The following is a 19,149-nucleotide window of genomic DNA, read 5'->3' as shown; positions in this document are numbered from 1 at the left end:
CGGCCGTACGTGAGTGGCCGGCGGCCTCCGTACGGATGCGGAGACCGCCGGCCGGGTCATACCTGGATGTCAGCGGATGATCGGAATCACAGACCTTGGTGGTTGTCGTCCGCAGGGCGGTTCGGCTTGGACGGGTGGTCGGGTTTCGATGGATGATCCGGCTTGGCCGGGTGGTCGGGCTTCGGGTGGTCGGGCTTCGGCGGCGGGCACAGGGTGATCGTGGCGCCGGCCGGCTCGCTGACCAGGGTGTCGCCGTTGCCCAGCGCGGTCGCCGTGTTGGTGACCTTCCCGGCCCGGACGTCGGCCTCGGTCACGGTGTACGTGCCCGTGCAGGTGGTCGACGAGCCCGGCGCGAGGCTGGTCGCCTGACACGTGACGTCGGTGGCCCGGTCGTCGTTGATCCGGATGCCGGAGACCGTGGTGGTGCCGGTGTTGGTCACCGTGTACGTGTAGGTGACGACGTCGCCGGCCGTGTAGGTGCGCGAGGCGTCCACGTGCTTGACCAGGTGCAGGGCCGAGGTGCCCACGTCGATCGTGGCGGTGGCCGGCGGACTGACGATGGTGCCGTCGTTCGCCTGCGCGGTCGCGTTGTTCGTGATCTGGCCCGCGGCTGCGTCGGCGGCTGTGACGGTGTATGTGCCGGTGCACGTTGTCGATTCGCCCGGTGCGAGCGTGGTGGCCCGGCACGTGATGTTCGTGACCCGGTCGTCCACGATATGCAGGCCGTTGAGGGCCGTGCCGCCGGTGTTGGTCACCGTGTACGTGTAGGTGACGGTCTCACCCACGAGGTACGCGTGGGAACTGTCGACGCTCTTGACCAGGAAGAGCGCCGGAGTGCCCGTGGTGATGGTGGCGGTCTCCCGCTCGCTCACCGCGCCGCCGTCGGCTGCGGCCGTGGCGACGTTGGTCACGTGGCCTGCCACCGCGTCCGCTTCCGTCACCGTGTAGGTGCCGGTGCAGGTGGTCGACCCGCCGGGGGCCAGCGTTCTGGTCTCGCAGGTGATGTTCGCAACCCGGTCGTCGTCGACCCGGAGCCCGGTGAGGGTCGTCCCACCGGTGTTGGTCAGCGTGTACGTGTAGGTGACCGTGTCACCCGCCGCGTAGGTGTGGGTGCTGTCGACGCTCTTGGCCATGTGCAGCGAAGCGGCGACGACGGTGATCGTGGCGGTTTCCTGCTCGCTCACCACACCGCCGTCGGCCAGTGCCGTTGCGGTGTTGGTGACGTGGCCGGCGGCAGCGTCCGCGGCGGTCACGGTGTAGGTGCCGGTGCAGGTCGTGGATGCCCCCGGCGCCAACGTCGTCGTCCGGCACGCGATGTTCGTGACCTTGTCGTCGCCGATGTGCAGACCGGTGATCGTCGTACCGCCGGTGTTGTTCACCGTGTACGTGTAGGTGACCACGTCACCGGCCACGTACGGGTGCGAGTTGTCGACGCTCTTGACCAGGTGCATCCCCGGGTTCACCACGGTGATCGTGGCGGTGCCGGGCTCACTGACGACGCTGTCGCCGTTCGCCAGCGCGGTCGCGATGTTCGTGACGTGGCCGGCCGAGGCGTCGGCTGCGGTGACCGTGTAGGTGCCGGTGCAGGTGGTCGACGCGCCCGGTGCCAGCGTGGTGGCCTGGCACGTGATGTTCGTGGCCCGGTCGTCCACGATGTGCAGCGAGTTGAGCGTCGTACCGCCGGTGTTGGTCACCGTGTACGTGTAGGTGACCACGTCACCCGCCACATACGGGTGCGAGTTGTCGACACTCTTGACCAGGCGCAGCCTCGGGGTCGCCACGGTGATCGTGGCGGTGTCCTGATCACTGACGACACCGCCGTCGGCCAACGCCATCGCGACGTTGGTGGCATGGCCGGCCGTCGCGTCCGCGGCGGTCACGGTGTAGGTGCCGGTGCAGGTGGTCGACGCGCCCGGTGCCAGCGTGGTGGCCTGGCACGTGATGTTCGTGATCTTGTCGTCGCCGATGTGCAGGCCCGTGATCGTCGTACCGCCGGTGTTGTTCACCGTGTACGTGTACGTGACCACGTCACCCGCCTCGTACGGGTGCGAGGTGTCGACGCTCTTCACCAAGTGCAGCGACGGCGTGCCCACGATGATCGTGGCCGTCGTCTGCTCACTGACGACACCGCCGTCGGCCGACGCCGTCGCGACGTTGGTGACGTGCCCGGCGGTCGCGTCGGCCGCGGTGACCGTGTAGGTGCCCGAGCAGGTCGTGGACGCCCCGGGTGGCAGCGTGGTGGCCTGGCACGTGATGTTCGTGACCTTGTCGTCGTTGATGTGCAGGCCCGTGATCGTCGTACCGCCGGTGTTGGTCACCGTGTACGTGTACGTGACCACGTCGCCCACCGCGTAGGCGTGCGAGGTGTCGACGCTCTTCGTCAGGTGGAGCGCCGGTGTCGCCGCGTTGATCGTGGCCGTGTCGGGCTCGCTGCTCACGGCGTCCTCGTCGGCCAGCGCGGTGGCAACGTTGGTGACGTGCCCGGCCGCGGCGTCCGCCGCCGTCACCGTGTACGTCCCCGTGCACGTGGTCGACGCGCCCGGGGCGAGGCTGACCTGCTCGCAGGTGATGCCGCCGACCCGGTCGTCCACGACGTGGACGCCGTCGAGGATCGTGCCGCCGTTGTTGGTCACCGTGTACGTGTAGGCGACCACGTCGCCCGGCACGTACGTGCGCGAGGTGTCCACGCTCTTGAGCAGCCCGATCGCCCGGACCGCGACCGGCAGAGTCTGCGTGTCGGGGTTCGAGTCGACCCGGGTGTCACCGGAGTTGCCGTGCGCGGTGGCGACGTTGGTGATGTGCCCGGCCGCGGCGTCCGCCGCCGTCACCGTGTAGGTGCCGGTGCAGGTCGTGGACTTCCCCGGGTCGAGCAGGGTCTCCGGGCACGTGATCGGACCGACCTTGTCGTCGGTCACGTTCACGTTGGTCAGGCGCGTGTTGCCGCTGTTGGTGACGACGTACTCGTACGGCACCTGCGTGCCCGGGAACAGCGGCGACGGCAGTGGCGGGGCCTGCCGGACCTGCTTGACCAGCGACAGCGCCGGCAGCGGCTTTTCCGGGTTGACGGCGAGGTTGCGGATCAGATGCACGTCCGTGAACAGGCCCGTGGACGCCGCGAAGCCGAACTTGTAGCTGTCCGGCACGGGCTGCGGCGCGGCGGTGGAGATCACCTGCCGTGAGCCGTTGCCGTCGTGGAAGTCGATGTTCACCGTCAGCTGCGGGTTCGGCGACGGCGTCAGCACGATGTGCACGGTGCGGCGGGACGGGTCCAGCAGCGCCTCGGCCTGCGCCGGGGTCACGCCCGGCGGCAGGGACGTCGTCGGGCCTTGCAAGGTGCCGGGCAGCGTCGACGGCCACGGGCCGGTGGTGGTGAAGTTGCCGGTCGTGGCGGTCAGGAAGCAGTAGCCGGTGATGCCGTCGCCGGAGCCGCGCACCGTCACCATGTTCGGCCCGGGGGCCGGGACGCGGAATCCGGTGCCCGCGGGCGACCGCTGGCCGGGCGGGCAGCCGTTGCTGCGGTGTTCCCAGTCCCCGAAGTAGTTGCCGAGAACGTCGAGCCCGACGCCGAGGTAGCCGCGGTCGACGCCGGGCACGAAAGCCTGGCCGGCGTCGTCGTTGGGGAGCTTCTGCGCGTACCCGAGGCTGCCGCCGAATGCGCCGGGGTGGTCGAGCGAGGCGGCGCCGTCGACGAGGAAGAAGGAGATGCCGTCGGCCGGAGTGTTGGGGGTGGTGGATCCGTACTGCCACTGCTCGAAGGTGATGTCCACGCCGGCCTGGGAGGGGATGGCCTGGTTGTAGAGCACGGCGCCGGACTCGTCGTTCGACGCGCCGGTCAGCCGCAGGTAGCCGTGCGGTGCCGCGTTGGCCGGTGGGACAGCGCCGACCGAGTTGGGCGGGCAGCCGGTGAGCGGGTGGTTGCCCGGACCGGGTGCGGCGCTCTGCGGGGCGCCGGTGAGGCAGGCGGTGCCGACGGCGACGAATTCGGGGACGGCCGTGGCACCGGTGAAGGTCTCGGAGACCAGCGTCGGGCCGGCTTGGCGCGGCGCCGGAGCGGCCGTCGCCGTGATGGGAACGAAGGCGGAAGTGAGGGGCAGGAGGGCGGTGGCTCCGGCTACGGCGAGCGGGAGCAGTCGGGACCGGAAGATCCGCGAGCCGCGCGGACGGGACGGCCGCGGCGGCCGCGGCGGCCGCGATGATCGAGAGAGAGCCATGGTCCTGATTAGAAAGGCCACTTAACGCATCAGCAGCGCTAAAATTATCCCAATTCGCCCATAATACCGACTATTTCATACTAATAGCCCCATATGCCCACTCGATCGGCCGCACGCGGCACGCACCTGCGGATCGGGGGTCGGGGGGACGATTCGGGCCGGGTACCGCGTTGGGCACTATCACCCCCTCACTGCGGCCCTCGTCATCAGCGACGGCGAGACCGGAGAAGGTGACGAGTTGGCGGGGCTTGAGGCAAGTGAAGGCGGCGTGCATTCCGATGCCGACCGCGACGGCGTACGGCCGGGTCGTCGGCAAGAGTAGTGCGAGGGCAGGGCGATCTCCAGTGTGATCGGGCCTCCCGCGACCGGACGCCACAGTCGGACGTCGCGGGCGGTGAGGTCGCCCGCGCGGCGCAGGACAAGGTCGGGGACGGCGTACTGGCGCCGGTGACGGCCGGCCCCTGACTGTGCCGTGGACCTGGATCCACGGCGCCGGGTACTGCCCCGAGCCGAACTGCGGCGAACGGATCTTCTGCCAGGCGGAGTTCCGGTAGATGTCGATGGTGACCAGCACGAGGAGGTATCCAGGTGTTGGGGGTGCTGGGGTGGTGGTCGATGTGCAGGCCGGTGCCGAGGTCGCCGGCGAGGAGAAGGCAGGTGCCGGTGAGGAGGGTGCAGCGGACGGCGTTGGGGCCTTTGAGGTCTTGGAACTCGACCGGCACGGCGCCGAGTTGCTCTTCCAGGTTTTGACCGAACGCGAAGAGAAGAACAGTCTGGCCATCGCTTCCAACGAATCGTTCGGCAAAGCGCACATGTTCCGGCGAACCTGTGTTAGGCAGCGCCGAAGGACATCAGGTTCACGAGCCGATCGCCGTGTCGGAGGGCGCCGTTAGCATCCTCACGTCGTAGGACGACCAGTGCCGCAGGGAGGGGACGACACGTGGGTGGATCGGGCTGGAGCTACGTCGTGCCGTACCGGGAAGACGTTGGCGCCGCGCTGGAGGCTCTGCGAGCCGAGGAGTTCGCGGCCGGCCACAACTGGAGCCCCACGGACTGGGACCTGCCCGCGCCTGCCTCGCCGGATGATCTGTGGCAGAACGAGCTCTACTGGGAATTCATGGGCACCCACGGGACCCATTCGGTGCTGGATGTCAACCGGGTGATCGACGTCGGCGAGGACCACGACTTCGGGACTGTTCGCCCGTTGGCCGCGTCGGTGATCCGGGAGGGGTTCGGCTCGGATCGACCCAGCCGCGCCGACTTCGACGGCATGGATTTCGGGACTCTGGACGCTCTGGATGATGCCCTCCGATGGAGCGGCCACTGCATGGTCCTCTACCGGGACGGCATCCCGCACGAGATCGCTTTCTGGGGCGTATCCGGCGACTGACGCCCACACTCCACCTGGTCGAGACAACACGATCACGGCCCTTGTCATGAGGCCGGGCTGACTACGGGATCGCAGCTTCGATGTCGGTCAAGCGCCCGGGGTCGACGTGGTCGGCGAGGTAGATCATGGTGGCTTCGGGGTCCATGCCGAAGGCCGCGGCGACGAGCTTGGGGTCCATGGTGTTGACCAGATCGGCCAGGCGGGTGCAGCGGATGGTGCGGGGTGGGACGCCGCAGGCGTCGAGGACGTGGCTGACGTAGGTGGTGGACGCGGGCCCGGTACCGGACTTGGTCTGACGGGTGACCATTACGTGGAGATTTCCGGTTCGTTGTGAACTCCGGTGGGCGAGTCCGCGTTCCAGCACCGCCCACGAGGCGGGGTCCAGTGGCACCGGGTGGGGTCTGTTCCCGAGTCGGACGGTGCGGAGTCGGTGGTCGATGTCGTCGATCGCGAGCAGGCGGACTTCCCGGGACGATGCCCCGTGGAGGAGCGCGAAGAGGCCGAGCAGGGCCTCGTGGGGATGGGGGTCTGGGGTCGTGGTCCAGCGGCGGAAGAGGGCGCGTTGTTGGCCGATCGTCAACGTGGTCCCGGTGAATCCGCTCGGTCCCTTGGCGGTGAGCGCGCGGGCGGGGTCGACGAGGACCGCCTTGCGGGAGCGGGCGAAGCGGAAGAACTGCCGCAGTACGACCAGTCTGCGAGGTCGTGCCTTGGGCTGGGCTGCGAGGAACGCCTCGATGTCGTGGACGTCGACCAGTGCCCAGTCGTTTTTGCCGCGCTTCGCGAGGGCTTGGGCGAGGTCTCGGACGATGGCCAGGGCTGCTTCGATCGTGTTGTCGGTGCGGGGTTTGGTGCCCGCTCGTCGGGCTCGGTCACGCGAGCGGAGTATGAACGTGGCGAAGTCCTCGACCAGCGGACGCAAGGGTTCGGGGACGGCGTCGAGGCGTCGCCGGCGTCGCCCTGTGGCGAGTTTTTCTTCCTGGTCGGTGGGCAGGGCCAGGCGGCGGGTGGTGAAGAACGTTTCGAGCGCGCGGGCGAGCGATCCCATGGATCGTCCCGTTCGGCGGGCGCGGTCGAGTACGGCGTGTGGATGGTTCGGGTGGTCGTCGGCGAGCAGTCGGCCCAGATCGGTGAGCATGACGCAGGCGCGTCCCGCACTGAACCGGGCGGCGACCTCGATGGCGAACTCCCGGAACAGCGATACGCCGGGGAGATCGGGCGGCGGTTCGGAGCGGTGGCGTTCAGAGCCGAGGCGGGCGCGGAGCGGGGCTTTCGGGTTCTCGGGGTGGCCGGGTGGAGGCGCCGGTGGTGGGTGGCACGGGAGCGGCCGGTCAGCCTGCAGGCCGCCACGATCCCGATATGCGGGGTCAACTCCTCGACGATCAGGGATGGTTGGTGGTTCAGGGCGTGCGTCGATCCTCGCTCTCGGAGAGCATCTCCAAAAGCTTGACCCCTTTTCCCAGGATCTCCAGCGCGGCGTCGCGCTTGGCCACCTCCTTCTCCAGACGCTCGACCTTGCGCCGCAGTTTCTCGTTCTCGGCTTCGGCCGGGGTTTTCTTCGGCCGGGCGGGGCTCGTGCGTCGGTCGGTGAGTTTCGCGACGGCGCCGGCGTCGCGCGCGGCTCGCCATTCCTGGATGTGGGAGTGGTAGAGGCGTTCGCGCCGCAGGATCGCACCGCGGCCGGCGGCGTTTTCGGCGCCGTCGTACTCGGTGACGATGCGGAGCTTGTAATCCGGGGAGAAGGTGCGGCGTTTGGGCTTGGGGGCCGGGTCGCCGCCGGGATTCGGGCTGGTCATGAGGGTGGTGCTCCTGTCGTGCCCTCTCAGGCTAACCCGGATCTATCGGGCGTCTCACCACACACTGACAGAGAGGGTCCCGCTTCGGCAGGCCGTACGACGCGAATGGCATTTCGCTGTCCGTAAACGTCGAGCGCCGGCTACGCGACTGGACTGAGGCAGATGTCTGGCCGCGTCTGCACGCCGCCCTGTCGAGGTAGCGAGGACCGCAGCCCCCGATCAGTACGCCGCCGGGGTGGGGATGGGACCGTAGACCTGCATGGCGTCGCGCACGGCCGCCACGAACCGCTCGAACACCTCGGTGGTGTTGCTCGGCCGTTCGCTGCGCGACATCTTCTTCGGCTTGAACATCGCCTCTCGCAGCTCGGTGGTGAGTTCCAGTTGCAGGCCGCCGTCGGTCAGTGTGCGGTTCACGATGTTGCGCGGGTCGAGGCCCGCGAGCGCCGGGACCGTGGTACCCGCGATGACCTCGAACCCGGCCTTGTCGAGTTTCTTCACGGCTGCGTCCCGCAGCTCCTTGTCACCACCGCCAACCACGACCGCCTGCCCGGTTCTGCCCTTGGCCTTGGCCTGTTCGGCCGTACAGCCGTGCAGCGAAACGGCGTGGCGCATACCCCCGACGAGCGAGCACGCCACCGGATCGTCGCAGTGCGACGAGGTCACGTGCAGACGGTCGTTCCCGTCCTCGCGGAGGCCCTCGAACATCCAGTAGTCGAACACCGGTCCGCCGCGCGGCTTCAGCGTGTCCGGGCGGTATCCGGCGAGCGCCAGGCAGATCTCCGATGTGCCGCGCTCGATACCGCCACCGTGCGGCGCGAGGATCACGAACTGCGGGAACGGGACGGTGCCGGACAGGTTGTCGTCGGACACCCCGTGCCTGCGGAAGCGCACGTCCCAGTCCCGGACCTGGGCGTACTTCGTGCTTGCGTAGAGCGCGGTGTTGGACGTGAACGCGTCGTGGTTCGTAGTCGCGGTGTCGATGTCGTCGTCGAGGTTGCCCTCGTCCGCCGAGGCCCGGTTCTGCACGTTGGCGGCATAGGTGGTGACCCCGAACGTCGCCGCAAGGCCTGCCGCCAGGAAGGTGCGCCGACCGGGGCGGAAGCGGCGGCGCGGCGCGTCGTCGGCGGTCTGCGGTTGCCGGTCGGTCATCAAGGTCTCCAGGGTCGGGCAGCTCGGGCGCGCCCGGGCGATGGCCCGAACACGCGTGCAGCGGCCGAAGCTAGGCGTCGGCAGGGTTCCCCGCATAGCCGCTTTGCGCGCTGCCGAGGGACGGAACGCGATGTCCGGCGGATCCCCGGCGCCTCGTGCGGCGGCTCGGCGTGACGCATTCGCGCCGGGGGGCACGCGTGGTCCCGGGCGGGTGCGGCGCCGGGTGCCGACCTGCCGGGGCTCGTCGGTGATCGGTCCGAGTCCGATCGTGTCATCGCCACCGCCAGATGATGCTTCCAACCGTAGGTCGGCCATACCAGCGCCCGCAGGACCTGGAACGTCTCCACACGCTGCTTGCCGAGCCTGCGGTCGTCGAGGATCCGCGCCGTCGCCTCGAAACCGGATTCGGGCAAAAACGTCTGCACAGGCGCCTCCGGAAGTCGAGTGCGTGTACCCGTGACACCCCCGCGAAACCGGCCCACGCGACCGCAGCCCAGCCCGCGCGACGGCCCGAACCTGCTCGGTGAGTCCGGCGATGAGCGCCTATGGCGCCTCGAAGTACGCCGTCCAGGGATTCACCGAGGTGGTGCTGCGGCACGAGTTGCGGTTGTCGCGTACGCGCGTACGCGCGTACGCGCGTACGGGTGACGCCGGTGTTGCCGGAAGGGATCGACACCGGTTCGACCGAGCCGTCCCGACGGCCGACGAACCGCTGATCCACCTACGATCAGGCCGCCGCCCGCGCGGGGTTCGGCGTCGACCGAGCCACCATGCGCCACGCAAATGGAGCGGACGATGGACAGGCCCGGGCCGGCTCCCTTGCAGTCGGTTTCATCGACTTCGACGCCGCGCACCCGGGGCCACGCGTCTGGGACGTCGCCTACACCGTGTACCGGTTCGCGCCACTGCAGGCGCCGGACAACCCGGAGAGCCTCGGCACACCGCATGGGCAGGGATACCGGGCCGCCACCCTCTGCCGGCCTACGAGCCGGGCGTGGGAGCCGAGGTCGACAACCGGCGTCGGCGACAGCGTCAGGTCCCGGATGAGCCGTGCGTGGTCGAGCCCCTCCGCGGGCGCGTTCGCCCCGCACGGCCGGCATCGCCGCCGGCGCGCCATCTCGCTCCACATTTCGGCATCCGGAATGTCCGCCGCCGTGCGCTCGAGCGGGTGACGCTCCCACACTCGTGCCGGGCGGACCGCTCCGCCTCGTGGGCCGTCGCGGCGGCGGCCTTCCGCGCCTCGCGCGCGGCACTTCGGGCCTCGACGCCCGACGCGCGCATCTCCGCGCCCTACCGGGGCGAGGCGGGGTCTGGTCTCGGGCGGTGCGGCCTTGCGCCGATGGTCGGCGGCCGGCTGATCACCACCGTCCTCGACCCGGCCCGGGCACCTGCCGAGGGCAGCCCTGAAGGGCGGGCACGACCCGGATCGGATCTCCTTCATCCGCACCCTCGCATCGTCCGCCGCCACGTCACCGGGCAGGCGGCGCTTCCCCCCTCCCGACTCGCCCGCGCCACCGCCCGGAGCCTGCGTGAGATCACCGAACGCCTGCTGCCCGCCCGGCGGTTGAGATCCAAACCCCGCGTCGTCAAGCGCAAGATGTCCAACCGGGCCCTCAAACGCGCCGAGCACGCAAACCCACCACGACCCGACACGCCAACAATTTCGGCGCGCGCGTCCACGGGCGGGGGCGCGACGCAGATGCTCAGGACGCAGTCCACGACGGCCCACGGGGGCAGGTACGGGGCGAGATGGCGGACCGCGTGCCGGACCGGTTCGGGGAACGGCGCGTACAACGCCGACCGCAACAACCAGGGCGACGTGCGCTCCAAGAGGGGTGTCACGACGTCGGTGTGCCAGTCCGCCGACGCGGGGTCCGCGTCCGCCCAGACCGCCGCACGCACCCGCTCACCGCGGTCGCGGCAGGTGAGCGGCGCATGGCCCACGGCCGGGTCGCCGCGGCGGGCGCGAGGTGGTACGCGGCATAAAACGCCGCGCGCTGGACCGTCACACTCTCGTACGTGATCACTGGGCTGCCACTCCTCGCCGGGACGGCCGCACCTCCCCGAGCGGAGCGCGGCAGCGATCAGCGTAGGAGGCCGGTCGGACGCCGGGCCCGGGCCGGAGCACCACGCGGTACCCGGCCATCCGGCCCGGGACCGCTCCGCCCGCCTCGGGCGGCCCGGGCATATCGTTGCATCGAGTGGCAACCCCGTCGGACCATGGCCCGGTGACGGCCGACGCGGCAGGTGAGAGGCGGTGAGCGGGATGGCCACGCTGGAGCGCTTTCTCGTCTCGACGACGTCGGACATCGATGAGTTCCGGGCGAACTGCGCCCGATTCCTCACGCCGCACCAGCTGACCCCCACGGGCACCACCGGCGTGGTGCGTACCGACCTGTCCATGGTCGACCTCGGACCGGTGCGCCTGGTCCACGGGCGCACCGCGGGGACGGAACTGCGGGTTCGGCTCACCGAGGAGGTCTCCTACTACGACGTCAACCTCGCCCTGCTCGGCACCAACCTCCTGTCCGCCGGCGACGAGGAGGTCGTCGTCGGTGAGCACACGGCCGGGATCATCTCGCCCCGGATGTCGGCCCGGATGGAACTGAGCGACGGCTACAGCCAGCTGCACGTGAGGATCGAGCGACAGGCGCTCGAGCATCACCTGGGGGAGATGCTGGGCCGGGAGGTGCCGGAGCCGATCCGATTCGGCGCGGGCATGGATCTGACCCGACCCGCCGCCGCGTCCTGGGCGCGGATGGTCCGGCTGCTGGTGCAGGACCTCGACACCCCCGAGGGCCTGGCGATGGTGGCCGAACACAACCCGTGGCCGCGTTTCCTGATGACAGGTCTGCTGCTGGCCCAGCCGCACACCTACTCGGAGCACCTGGAGCGGCATCGCCTCGGGGCACATCGGCCGGCGCCCGTTCGGCGTGCCATCGACCTCATCGAGTCGGACCCCGCGGCGGAGCTCACCTCGGAGCGGCTCGCGGCGGTCGCGGGGGTCACGCCGCGCTCTCTCCAGCGCTGTTTCAAGGAGCACGTCGGGATCTCGCCCCGGGAGTACGTCCTGGCCGTCCGGCTCTCCCGCGCCCATCACGACATGCGGCAGGCGGGGCCCGGCGTCACCGTCGCCGACGTGGCCCTGCGGTGGGGGTTCGGCCACGTGGCGCGCTTCGCGGGCGCCTACCGCAAGCGCTACGGCGTCCCCCCGTCGGCGACCCTGCGCGACCGCACCTGAAGGCGCCCGGTCGCGTCCGGTGTCGCATACCGGATCACCCCGTCGCGCAACGGATCGTCAGGCCGATCGAGCCTTCGTAATGTCGTGCCCGTTTCCGGGAGCCGCCGCTGCACGAGCGTGCGCTCCGGGCCGAGGGGAGCGATACGGATGGACATCGAGTACGACGTCGCGATCGTGGGCTACGGCCCCAGCGGACTGGTACTGGCCTCGGCACTCGGCAAGGCCGGCCACAAGGTGGTGGTCTTCGAGCGCTGGCCGAGCCTGTACGGGTTGCCCCGACTGACCCACATCGACGGCGAGACCGCGCGCGTCATCGCCTCCGTCGGCGACGTCGAGCACGCCCTGCGCGACGCCCGTCCGGTGACGAACTACCGCTACCTCGACGGCGCGGGCGAGGAACTCATCGAACTGGACTGGCGCGGCGAGTCGTGCGGCTACCCGGCCCACATCTCCATGTACCAGCCCGACATCGAGGACGCCATCGACCGGCACGTCCGTGCCTCGGGCAACGTCGACGTCCACCAGGGCTGGTCGGTGGTACACCTGCTGCCGTTCGACGACCACGTCGAAGTCACCGCCAGACCGTGGAGCCAGTCGCGCACCGGTCAGTGGTCGCACAGCGACGAGGAACGCACGATCACGGCGAAGTACCTCGTCGGCGCGGACGGTGCCAACAGCTTCGTGCGGGCGACATCGGGCATCGAGCGCAGCGACAACGGCGTCGACGACAGGTGGCTCAACATCGACACCGAGCAGGTGCGCGAGCTGCCGGACCGGTTCGCCGGGGTCACCCAGTTCTGCGACCCCGGGCGCGGCCACATGTACATGCCGATCGGACGAAGCCGGCAACGATTCGAGCTGGCGGTGCTCGACGGCGAGGACCAGGCGCGGTTCGAGGAGCCGGAGTTCGCGTGGACCTGGTTGCGGACGACGCACGGCCTCGGCCCGGAGGACGTGCGGATCCTGCGGCAAGTGGTCTATACCTTCCAGGGGCGGATCGCCGAGACGTGGCGTCGGGGCCGGGTCTTCCTGATCGGCGACGCCGCGCACACGACCCCGCCGTACATCGGACAGGGCGCCTGCTCGGGCATGCGGGACGGCATCACCCTCGGGTGGAAGCTCGACCTGGTGCTGCGCGGTCTTGCCGGCGACCGGTTGTTGGACACCTACGAGGCCGAGCGCCGTCCGCACGCGACGGCCATCACGGAGATCTCCACCGCCCTGGGCCGAGTGGCCAACACCCACGATCCGGTCGCGGCGGCCGTACGCGACGCGGCGTTTCGCACCGGCGACGTACCCGACCTCCCGCCGTTCCCGACCCTGGTGGCCGGCGTCGTGCACCATGCGGCGGACGGCACGGTCGGTCCGGCGGCGGGCACGCTCACCCCGCACGGCCCGGTGCGGACGGCGGCGGGGGAGGGGCTGTTCGACGACGTCGTCGGCCGCGGCTTCTCCCTGGTGAGCACCCTCGACCGGAGCGCGGTCCTCGACACCGGCCGGCGCTCCTTCCTCGACGCGCTCGGCGTGCGCACCGCGACCCTGGCACCCGGTGCCGAGGACTCGGTCGAGGACGTGGCCGGCACGTATACCGCATGGCTGGCCGAACGCGGCGCCGAGGCGCTGATCGGGCGCCCCGACCACCACCTGTTCTGGGCCGGCACCCTGGCCGACCTGCCCGAGGCTCTCGACCAGCTTCGGGCCCGGCTGGCCTGGACCGGCTCGCCCGCACCCGTCGGAGCCCTGGCATGAGCACATCCCGACGTTCGCTGCCGCCCGCCGAGGTGCTGTGGCGGGCGATGTCCGTCACCCGGATGCTCGACTGCGGGATGGACTACGCCGACATCCTGGACCTGAAGTCCCGGACCGAGGCCGGCATCGCCTGGGACGAGGCGGCCGAGGACCTGGCCGCGGCCGGGTGTGCCCGCGGCCGGGCGGCCGGCGCGGCCGGCCGACGAGTGACCGCACACCGCGAATACCGATCGGCCGCCGCCGACCTGCTCATCGCGCAGATGGCCTTCAACCACGACGAACCGCGCAAGGTCGAGCTCTACCGCCGGTTCACCGACGCGGTCGACGCGGCGGGCGCCCTGGCGGACCCGGCCTGGGAGCGGGTGTCGCTGCCCTTCGGTACCGGGCGTCTGTTCGGCTGCCTCGTGCGCCCGACCGGTCCCGCCGCGGGCACCGTGATCGTCCTGGGCGGGCAGAGCGGATGGGGCGCCGCCTATCTCAGGGCGGCCGACGCCCTGGTCGCCCGGGGCCTGGCCGCCTTCCTCGTGGAGGGGCCGGGCCAGGGGGAGAGTCGGATGAGCGGCGGGCTGCTGCTCGACGTGGACGTCCGCGCGGCCTACTCGGCCTTCGTGGACCACGTACTGGCGGACCCGTCGCTGGGCGGCCGGGTCGGTCTGTGGGGCAACAGCATGGGCGGGCTGTACGCCGCCACGACCGCCGCCGCGGACCGGCGGGTGCGCGCGGTCTGCGTCAACGGCGCCCCCGCGCGCCCCCGCCTGCTGGGCTTTCGCACCTTCGACGACCAGGCCGCGGCCATGCTCGGCACCGCCGACCTCGCCGCCGTCACGGCCAACTTCGCGCGCCTCGCGCTGCGCCCCGACGACCGCATCCACGGCTCGGTGCTGGTGCTGCACGGAGGCCGGGACCCGATCGTCACGCTCGACGAACAGCAGCCGTTCCTCGACGCGGCGCTCGGCGAAGCGAGCCTGCGCGTGTGGGACGACGGCGAGCACACCATCTACAACCACGCCGACGAGCGCACGGCCCACGTCGCCGACTGGTTCGTCGACCAACTCGCGAGCGGGGCGGAATAGACCGTGGACTTCACCGAACACACCGCGCTCGACGCCGTGTTGGCAAGCTTCGCCGACACCCCCGACGCGCGCCTGCGACAGATTCTGGGCGCGGTCACCCGGCACCTGCACGCGCTGGTGCACGAACTGCGCCCGACCACGGCCGAGTGGGAGAGCGCCATCGCCTTCCTCACCGCCGTCGGCCACATGTGTGACGACACCCGGCAGGAGTTCGTGCTGCTGTCCGACGTCCTCGGGGTGTCGATGCTGGTCGAGACCATGAACGGCGACGCGCGGGGCACCGAGGGCACGGTCCTGGGTCCCTTCCACATGAGCGAATCGCCCCGTCGAGAACTCGGCGACCGCATCGACGAGGTTGGCACCGGCGTGCCCTGCGTCGTCACCGGCACGGTCACCGACCCCGACGGGGAGGCCATCCCGGGCGCCGTCGTCGACGTGTGGCAGTGCGACGAGAACGGCTTCTACGACGTGCAACGACCGGACACCCAGCCGCCCGGCAACGGTCGGGGCCTGTTCCACGCCGACGACCGGGGCGCCTTCTGGTTCCGCGGCGTCGTGCCGACGTACTACCCGATCCCGACCGACGGCCCGGTCGGCCGGCTGCTGGGGGCGAGCCGACGCCACCCCTACCGGCCCGCGCACGTCCACGTCATCGCGAGCGCCCCGGGCTTCACCACGGTGACCACGCACATGTTCGTGGCCGACAGCCCCTACCTCGACAGCGACGCCGTGTTCGCGGTCAAGCACAGCCTGGTGCGGGACTTCGCCGAATCCGCCGACGCCGCCGAGGCCGCGCGATACGGCGTACCGGTGCCGTTCCGGCGCGCCCACTTCCCGATCCGCCTCGCCCGAGCAGGGAGACCCCGATGAGTGAATTCGTGTACGACGCCCTGCCGATGCGGGTCGTCTTCGGCCCCGGCAGCCTGGCCCGCGTCGTCGACGAGGTCGACCGGCAGAGTCTGCGGCGCGTGCACGTGCTGTCGACCCCACCACAACGCGACCTGGCCGATCGGGTCGCCGACCTGCTGGGTGAGCGCTGTGTCGGCGTCTTCGACCGAGCGCGCATGCACGTACCGGCCGGCACCGCCGACGCGGCCGGGAACATGGCCGCGGAGCTGCGCGCCGACGGCTGGGTGGCCGTCGGCGGAGGGTCGACCATCGGCCTGGGCAAGGTGCTGGCGCTGCGCACGGGGCTGCCGTTCGTCGCCGTCCCCACGACCTACGCCGGTTCCGAGATGACGCCGATCTGGGGGCTCACCGAGGCGGGTCGCAAACAGACCGGGCGCGATCGGGCGGTGCTGCCGCGGAGCGTGGTCTACGACCCGGACCTGACCCTCACCCTGCCGGTATCGGCATCGGCGACCAGCGGCCTCAACGCCATCGCCCACGCGGTCGAGGCCCTGTACGCACCCGACACCTCCCCGGTGATCGCCGCCATGGCCGAGCGGGGTGTGCGCGACCTCGCCGCCGCCCTGCCGATGATCGCCGAGCATCCCGGCGACGGGGCCGCGCGCGCCGACTGCCTGCGGGGCGCCTGGCTGTGCGGCGCGTGCCTCGGCGCGACCACGATGGGCCTGCATCACAAGCTGTGCCATGTGCTCGGCGGCATGCTCGACCTGCCTCACGCCGACACCCACGCCATCGTGCTGCCGCATGTGGCGGCGTACAACCTTCCCGCGGCGCCGGCCGCCGACGCCGCGCTGCGCCGCGCGCTCGGCGCCGATGACGCCGCCGCGGCGCTGGCCGACCTCGGCGCGCGGCTCGGCGTCCCGGCCGGCCTGCGCGACCTGGGCGTCGACCGGGCCGACCTGCGCCGGGTCGCCGACGAGGTGTGGGCCAACCCCTACGCCAATCCGAGGCCGGTCACTCGGCCGGAGTTGGATGGGCTTCTGCACGCCGCATGGGAGGGCCGCGCATGAGCGGCGAAGTGTTCGTCACGGGAGGACCGCGCTCGAGCGGCGAAGTGTTCCTCTACGACGCGGTTCGCACGCCGTTCGGCAGGTACGGCGGCGCGCTCGCCGGCTGCCGCCCGGACGATCTGGCGGCGCTGGTGGTGCGCGCGCTGCTCGCGCGCACCCCGGCGCTCGATCCGGCGCGGATCGACGAGGTGGTGTTCGGCAACGCCAACGGCGCGGGGGAGGACAACCGCAACGTCGCCCGCATGGCGGTGCTGCTCGCCGGGCTCCCGGTCTCGGTACCCGCGGTCACCGTGAACCGACTGTGCGGCTCCGGCCTGGAGGCCGCCATCGCGGGCGCGCGGCGGATCGCCCTCGGGGAGAGTGATCTCGTGCTGGTCGGCGGGGTGGAATCGATGTCCAGGGCGCCGTGGGTGCTGCCCAAACCGGAGCGCGCCTTCCCGGCGGCCGGCGCGGAGCTGGTCTCGACGACGCTGGGATGGCGACTGGTCAACCCCGCGATGCCGGCCGCCTGGACCGTGTCGCTGGGCGAGGCCACCGAGCAACTCGCCGAGCGCGAGGGCATCTCCCGCGGCGACCAGGACGCCTACGCGCTGCGTTCGCATCGGGCCGCGGCTAGCGCCTGGGACTGCGGCTTCTACGCGAACCAGGTGATCGAGGTCCCCGGGGTCGGACCGATCCGCGACGAGTCGATCCGCGCCACCACGCCGCAGGCCCTGGCCGGGCTGGCCCCGGTCTTCCGCCCCGACGGCACCGTGACCGCGGGCAACGCCTCTCCCCTCAACGACGGTGCCTCCTCCGCCCTGCTCGGCTCGGCGTCCGCCCGGGACCTGCTCGGCCGGCCGCCGCTGGCACGGGTGGCGGCCTGGGGAGTGGCCGCCAACGAGCCGCAGTTCTTCGGCATCGCTCCCGTCGAGGCCGCGAACCGGGCGCTGAAGCGGGCCGGCATCGGCTGGTCCGACATCGCCGCCGTCGAGCTCAACGAGGCGTTCGCCGCACAGTCCCTGGCCTGCGTCCGGGCCTGGGACGTCGACCCGGACATCGTCAACCGGCACGGCGGCGCGATCGCGATCGGCCACCCGCTCGGCGCGTCCGGCACCCGGATCATCGCCACCTTGGCCCACACCCTGCGCGCCCGCGGCGAGCGGTGGGGGATCGCGGCGATGTGCATCGGAGTGGGCCAGGGGATCGCGGTCGTGCTCGAGAACGTGGGTGCGTGATGGTCGCTTTCGTCGCCACCCCGGCCGAGGCCGTCGCTGCGGTTCCCGACGGCGCCGTCGTGATGATCGGCGGTTTCGGTACGGCCGGTCAGCCCATGGAGCTGATCGATGCCCTCATCGACTCCGGCGCCCGCGAGTTGACCGTCGTCAACAACAACGCCGGCAATGGCGACCGGGGCCTGGCGGCCCTGATCCGGGAGCGTCGGGTCCGCCGGATCGTCTGCTCCTTCCCGAGGCAGGCCGACTCGCACTGTTTCGACACCGAATACCGCGCCGGCCGGATCGAGTTGGAACTGGTGCCCCAGGGCAACCTGGCCGAACGCATCCGGGCCGCCGGCGCGGGCATCGGCGCCTTCTACACCCCCACCGGCTACGGCACCCCGCTGGCCGCGGGCAAGGAGGTCCGGGACATCGGCGGCCGACACCACGTACTCGAATACCCCATCCACGCCGACCTCGCGCTGATCTCGGCCCATGCCGCGGATGCGGTCGGCAACCTCGTCTACCGCAAGACCGCCCGCAACTTCGGCCCGATCATGGCCGCCGCCGCGCGGACGACCGTGGTCCAGGTGCGCGAACTCCGCCCCGTGGGCGGGATCGACCCCGAACACGTGGTGACGCCATCGATCCACGTCGATCGTGTCGTGCGGGTGGCCGCCGGGCCCGTCCCCGGGCCTGGCGGGAACGTACTCCCACGAGCCGAGGAGCAACGATGACCACCTCCGGACGGGCGCTGAGCCTCGACGAACTCGCCGCCGTCGTGGCGGCGGACATCCCGGACGGGTCGTTCGTCAACCTCGGCATCGGGCAGCCGACGAAGGTGGCCAACCACCTGCGCCCCGATGCCGGCGTGGTGCTGCACACCGAGAACGGGATGCTCGGCATGGGCCCGGAAGCCCGCGGCGAGCGGATCGACCCCGACCTGATCAACGCGGGCAAGATCCCGGTGACCGAACTGCCGGGAGCGTCGTACTTCCACCACGCCGACTCGTTCGCGATGATGCGCGGCGGACATCTCGACTACTGCGTACTGGGCGCCTATCAGGTCTCGGCGGGCGGCGACCTGGCCAATTGGCACACCGGCGAACCCGACGCGATCCCGGCCGTCGGCGGTGCCATGGACCTGGCCATCGGCGCGAAGCAGACGTTCGTGATGATGACCCTGCTCACCCGTGACGGACGCCCCAAACTCGTGCGCGAGTGCGGCTACCCGTTGACCGGGGTCGGCTGCGTCGGCCGCCTTTACACGGACCTGGCCGTCTTCCACCTCACACCGGCCGGCGTGGTGGTCCGGGAGACGTTCGGGATCGGGTACGCGGACCTGTCACGCCTGCTCGACGTGGATCTGCTCGACGGGCCGCCCGGCGCCTGACGGCCCGCCCGTCCCGTCCGCGCGAGCCCGGGGGT

Annotated in this window: 12 protein-coding genes and 4 pseudogenes; 11 read left to right on the top strand and 5 right to left on the bottom strand. The window is 71.1% G+C overall.

Annotated elements, in window-relative coordinates:
* Positions 1-86: 86 nt before the first annotated feature.
* Positions 87-4,211, bottom strand: a complete 4,125-nt coding sequence (locus ACFXKZ_RS30820) for a hypothetical protein (protein WP_380004511.1) — start codon at positions 4,209-4,211, stop codon at positions 87-89.
* Between the two features lie 704 nt (positions 4,212-4,915).
* Between ACFXKZ_RS30820 and ACFXKZ_RS30815 the strand changes: the two are divergent.
* Positions 4,916-5,011 (top strand): annotated as a pseudogene (locus ACFXKZ_RS30815) (AAA family ATPase); the annotation flags it as partial.
* A 140-nt stretch (positions 5,012-5,151) separates the two neighbouring features.
* On the top strand, positions 5,152-5,601 hold the full coding sequence (locus ACFXKZ_RS30810; RefSeq protein WP_380004509.1) for a hypothetical protein: 450 nt from the start codon (positions 5,152-5,154) through the stop codon (positions 5,599-5,601).
* A gap of 61 nt (positions 5,602-5,662) precedes the next feature.
* Here ACFXKZ_RS30810 and ACFXKZ_RS30805 read toward each other — a convergent pair whose 3' ends face one another.
* Positions 5,663-6,736, bottom strand: coding sequence for a tyrosine-type recombinase/integrase (locus ACFXKZ_RS30805; protein WP_380004507.1), 1,074 nt, complete (start codon positions 6,734-6,736; stop codon positions 5,663-5,665).
* A gap of 262 nt (positions 6,737-6,998) precedes the next feature.
* The gene (locus ACFXKZ_RS30800; RefSeq protein ID WP_380004505.1) at positions 6,999-7,394 is read right to left on the bottom strand and encodes a hypothetical protein; all 396 of its coding nucleotides are present in this window, start codon (positions 7,392-7,394) and stop codon (positions 6,999-7,001) included.
* Positions 7,395-7,486: 92 nt separating this feature from the next.
* On the opposite strand from ACFXKZ_RS30800, the pseudogene ACFXKZ_RS30795 reads away from it, so the two are divergent.
* Positions 7,487-7,585 (top strand): annotated as a pseudogene (locus ACFXKZ_RS30795) (IS5/IS1182 family transposase); the annotation flags it as partial.
* 28 nt (positions 7,586-7,613) lie between these two features.
* Here ACFXKZ_RS30795 and ACFXKZ_RS30790 read toward each other — a convergent pair.
* Positions 7,614-8,543, bottom strand: coding sequence for a poly-gamma-glutamate hydrolase family protein (locus ACFXKZ_RS30790; RefSeq protein ID WP_380004503.1), 930 nt, complete (start codon positions 8,541-8,543; stop codon positions 7,614-7,616).
* Positions 8,544-8,815: 272 nt separating this feature from the next.
* Positions 8,816-8,968: pseudogene (locus ACFXKZ_RS30785) on the bottom strand (pyrimidine dimer DNA glycosylase/endonuclease V); the annotation flags it as partial.
* Between the two features lie 1,841 nt (positions 8,969-10,809).
* Between ACFXKZ_RS30785 and ACFXKZ_RS30780 the strand changes: the two are divergent.
* The 8 genes and pseudogenes from ACFXKZ_RS30780 to ACFXKZ_RS30745 all read left to right on the top strand — a co-directional run.
* Positions 10,810-11,712 (top strand): annotated as a pseudogene (locus ACFXKZ_RS30780) (AraC family transcriptional regulator); the annotation flags it as partial.
* Positions 11,713-11,931: 219 nt separating this feature from the next.
* Positions 11,932-13,533 carry a bifunctional 3-(3-hydroxy-phenyl)propionate/3-hydroxycinnamic acid hydroxylase gene (locus ACFXKZ_RS30775; protein ID WP_380004501.1) on the top strand — a complete coding sequence of 534 codons (1,602 nt, stop codon included), beginning with the start codon at positions 11,932-11,934 and terminating at the stop codon, positions 13,531-13,533.
* A complete protein-coding gene (locus tag ACFXKZ_RS30770; RefSeq protein WP_380004499.1) occupies positions 13,530-14,606 on the top strand; it encodes an alpha/beta hydrolase in 1,077 nt (358 codons plus the stop codon). Before ACFXKZ_RS30775 ends, ACFXKZ_RS30770 begins: the two co-directional genes overlap by 4 nt.
* Before the next feature lie 3 nt (positions 14,607-14,609).
* Positions 14,610-15,476 carry a dioxygenase gene (locus ACFXKZ_RS30765; RefSeq protein WP_380004497.1) on the top strand — a complete coding sequence of 289 codons (867 nt, stop codon included), beginning with the start codon at positions 14,610-14,612 and terminating at the stop codon, positions 15,474-15,476.
* Positions 15,473-16,525 (top strand): maleylacetate reductase, encoded by a 1,053-nt coding sequence (locus ACFXKZ_RS30760; protein ID WP_380004495.1) that lies wholly within the window; start codon positions 15,473-15,475, stop codon positions 16,523-16,525. Before ACFXKZ_RS30765 ends, ACFXKZ_RS30760 begins: the two co-directional genes overlap by 4 nt.
* Positions 16,522-17,742 carry a thiolase family protein gene (locus ACFXKZ_RS30755; protein ID WP_380004493.1) on the top strand — a complete coding sequence of 407 codons (1,221 nt, stop codon included), beginning with the start codon at positions 16,522-16,524 and terminating at the stop codon, positions 17,740-17,742. Before ACFXKZ_RS30760 ends, ACFXKZ_RS30755 begins: the two co-directional genes overlap by 4 nt.
* A complete protein-coding gene (locus ACFXKZ_RS30750; RefSeq protein ID WP_380005001.1) occupies positions 17,742-18,458 on the top strand; it encodes a 3-oxoacid CoA-transferase subunit A in 717 nt (238 codons plus the stop codon). Before ACFXKZ_RS30755 ends, ACFXKZ_RS30750 begins: the two co-directional genes overlap by 1 nt.
* On the top strand, positions 18,455-19,114 hold the full coding sequence (locus ACFXKZ_RS30745; RefSeq protein ID WP_380004491.1) for a 3-oxoacid CoA-transferase subunit B: 660 nt from the start codon (positions 18,455-18,457) through the stop codon (positions 19,112-19,114). Before ACFXKZ_RS30750 ends, ACFXKZ_RS30745 begins: the two co-directional genes overlap by 4 nt.
* Positions 19,115-19,149: the final 35 nt, after the last annotated feature.

It is taken from the genome of Embleya sp. NPDC059237, from assembly GCF_042754105.1.
GTDB lineage: Bacteria > Actinomycetota > Actinomycetes > Streptomycetales > Streptomycetaceae > Embleya.
This window is presented reverse-complemented; position numbering and strand designations above follow the sequence as displayed.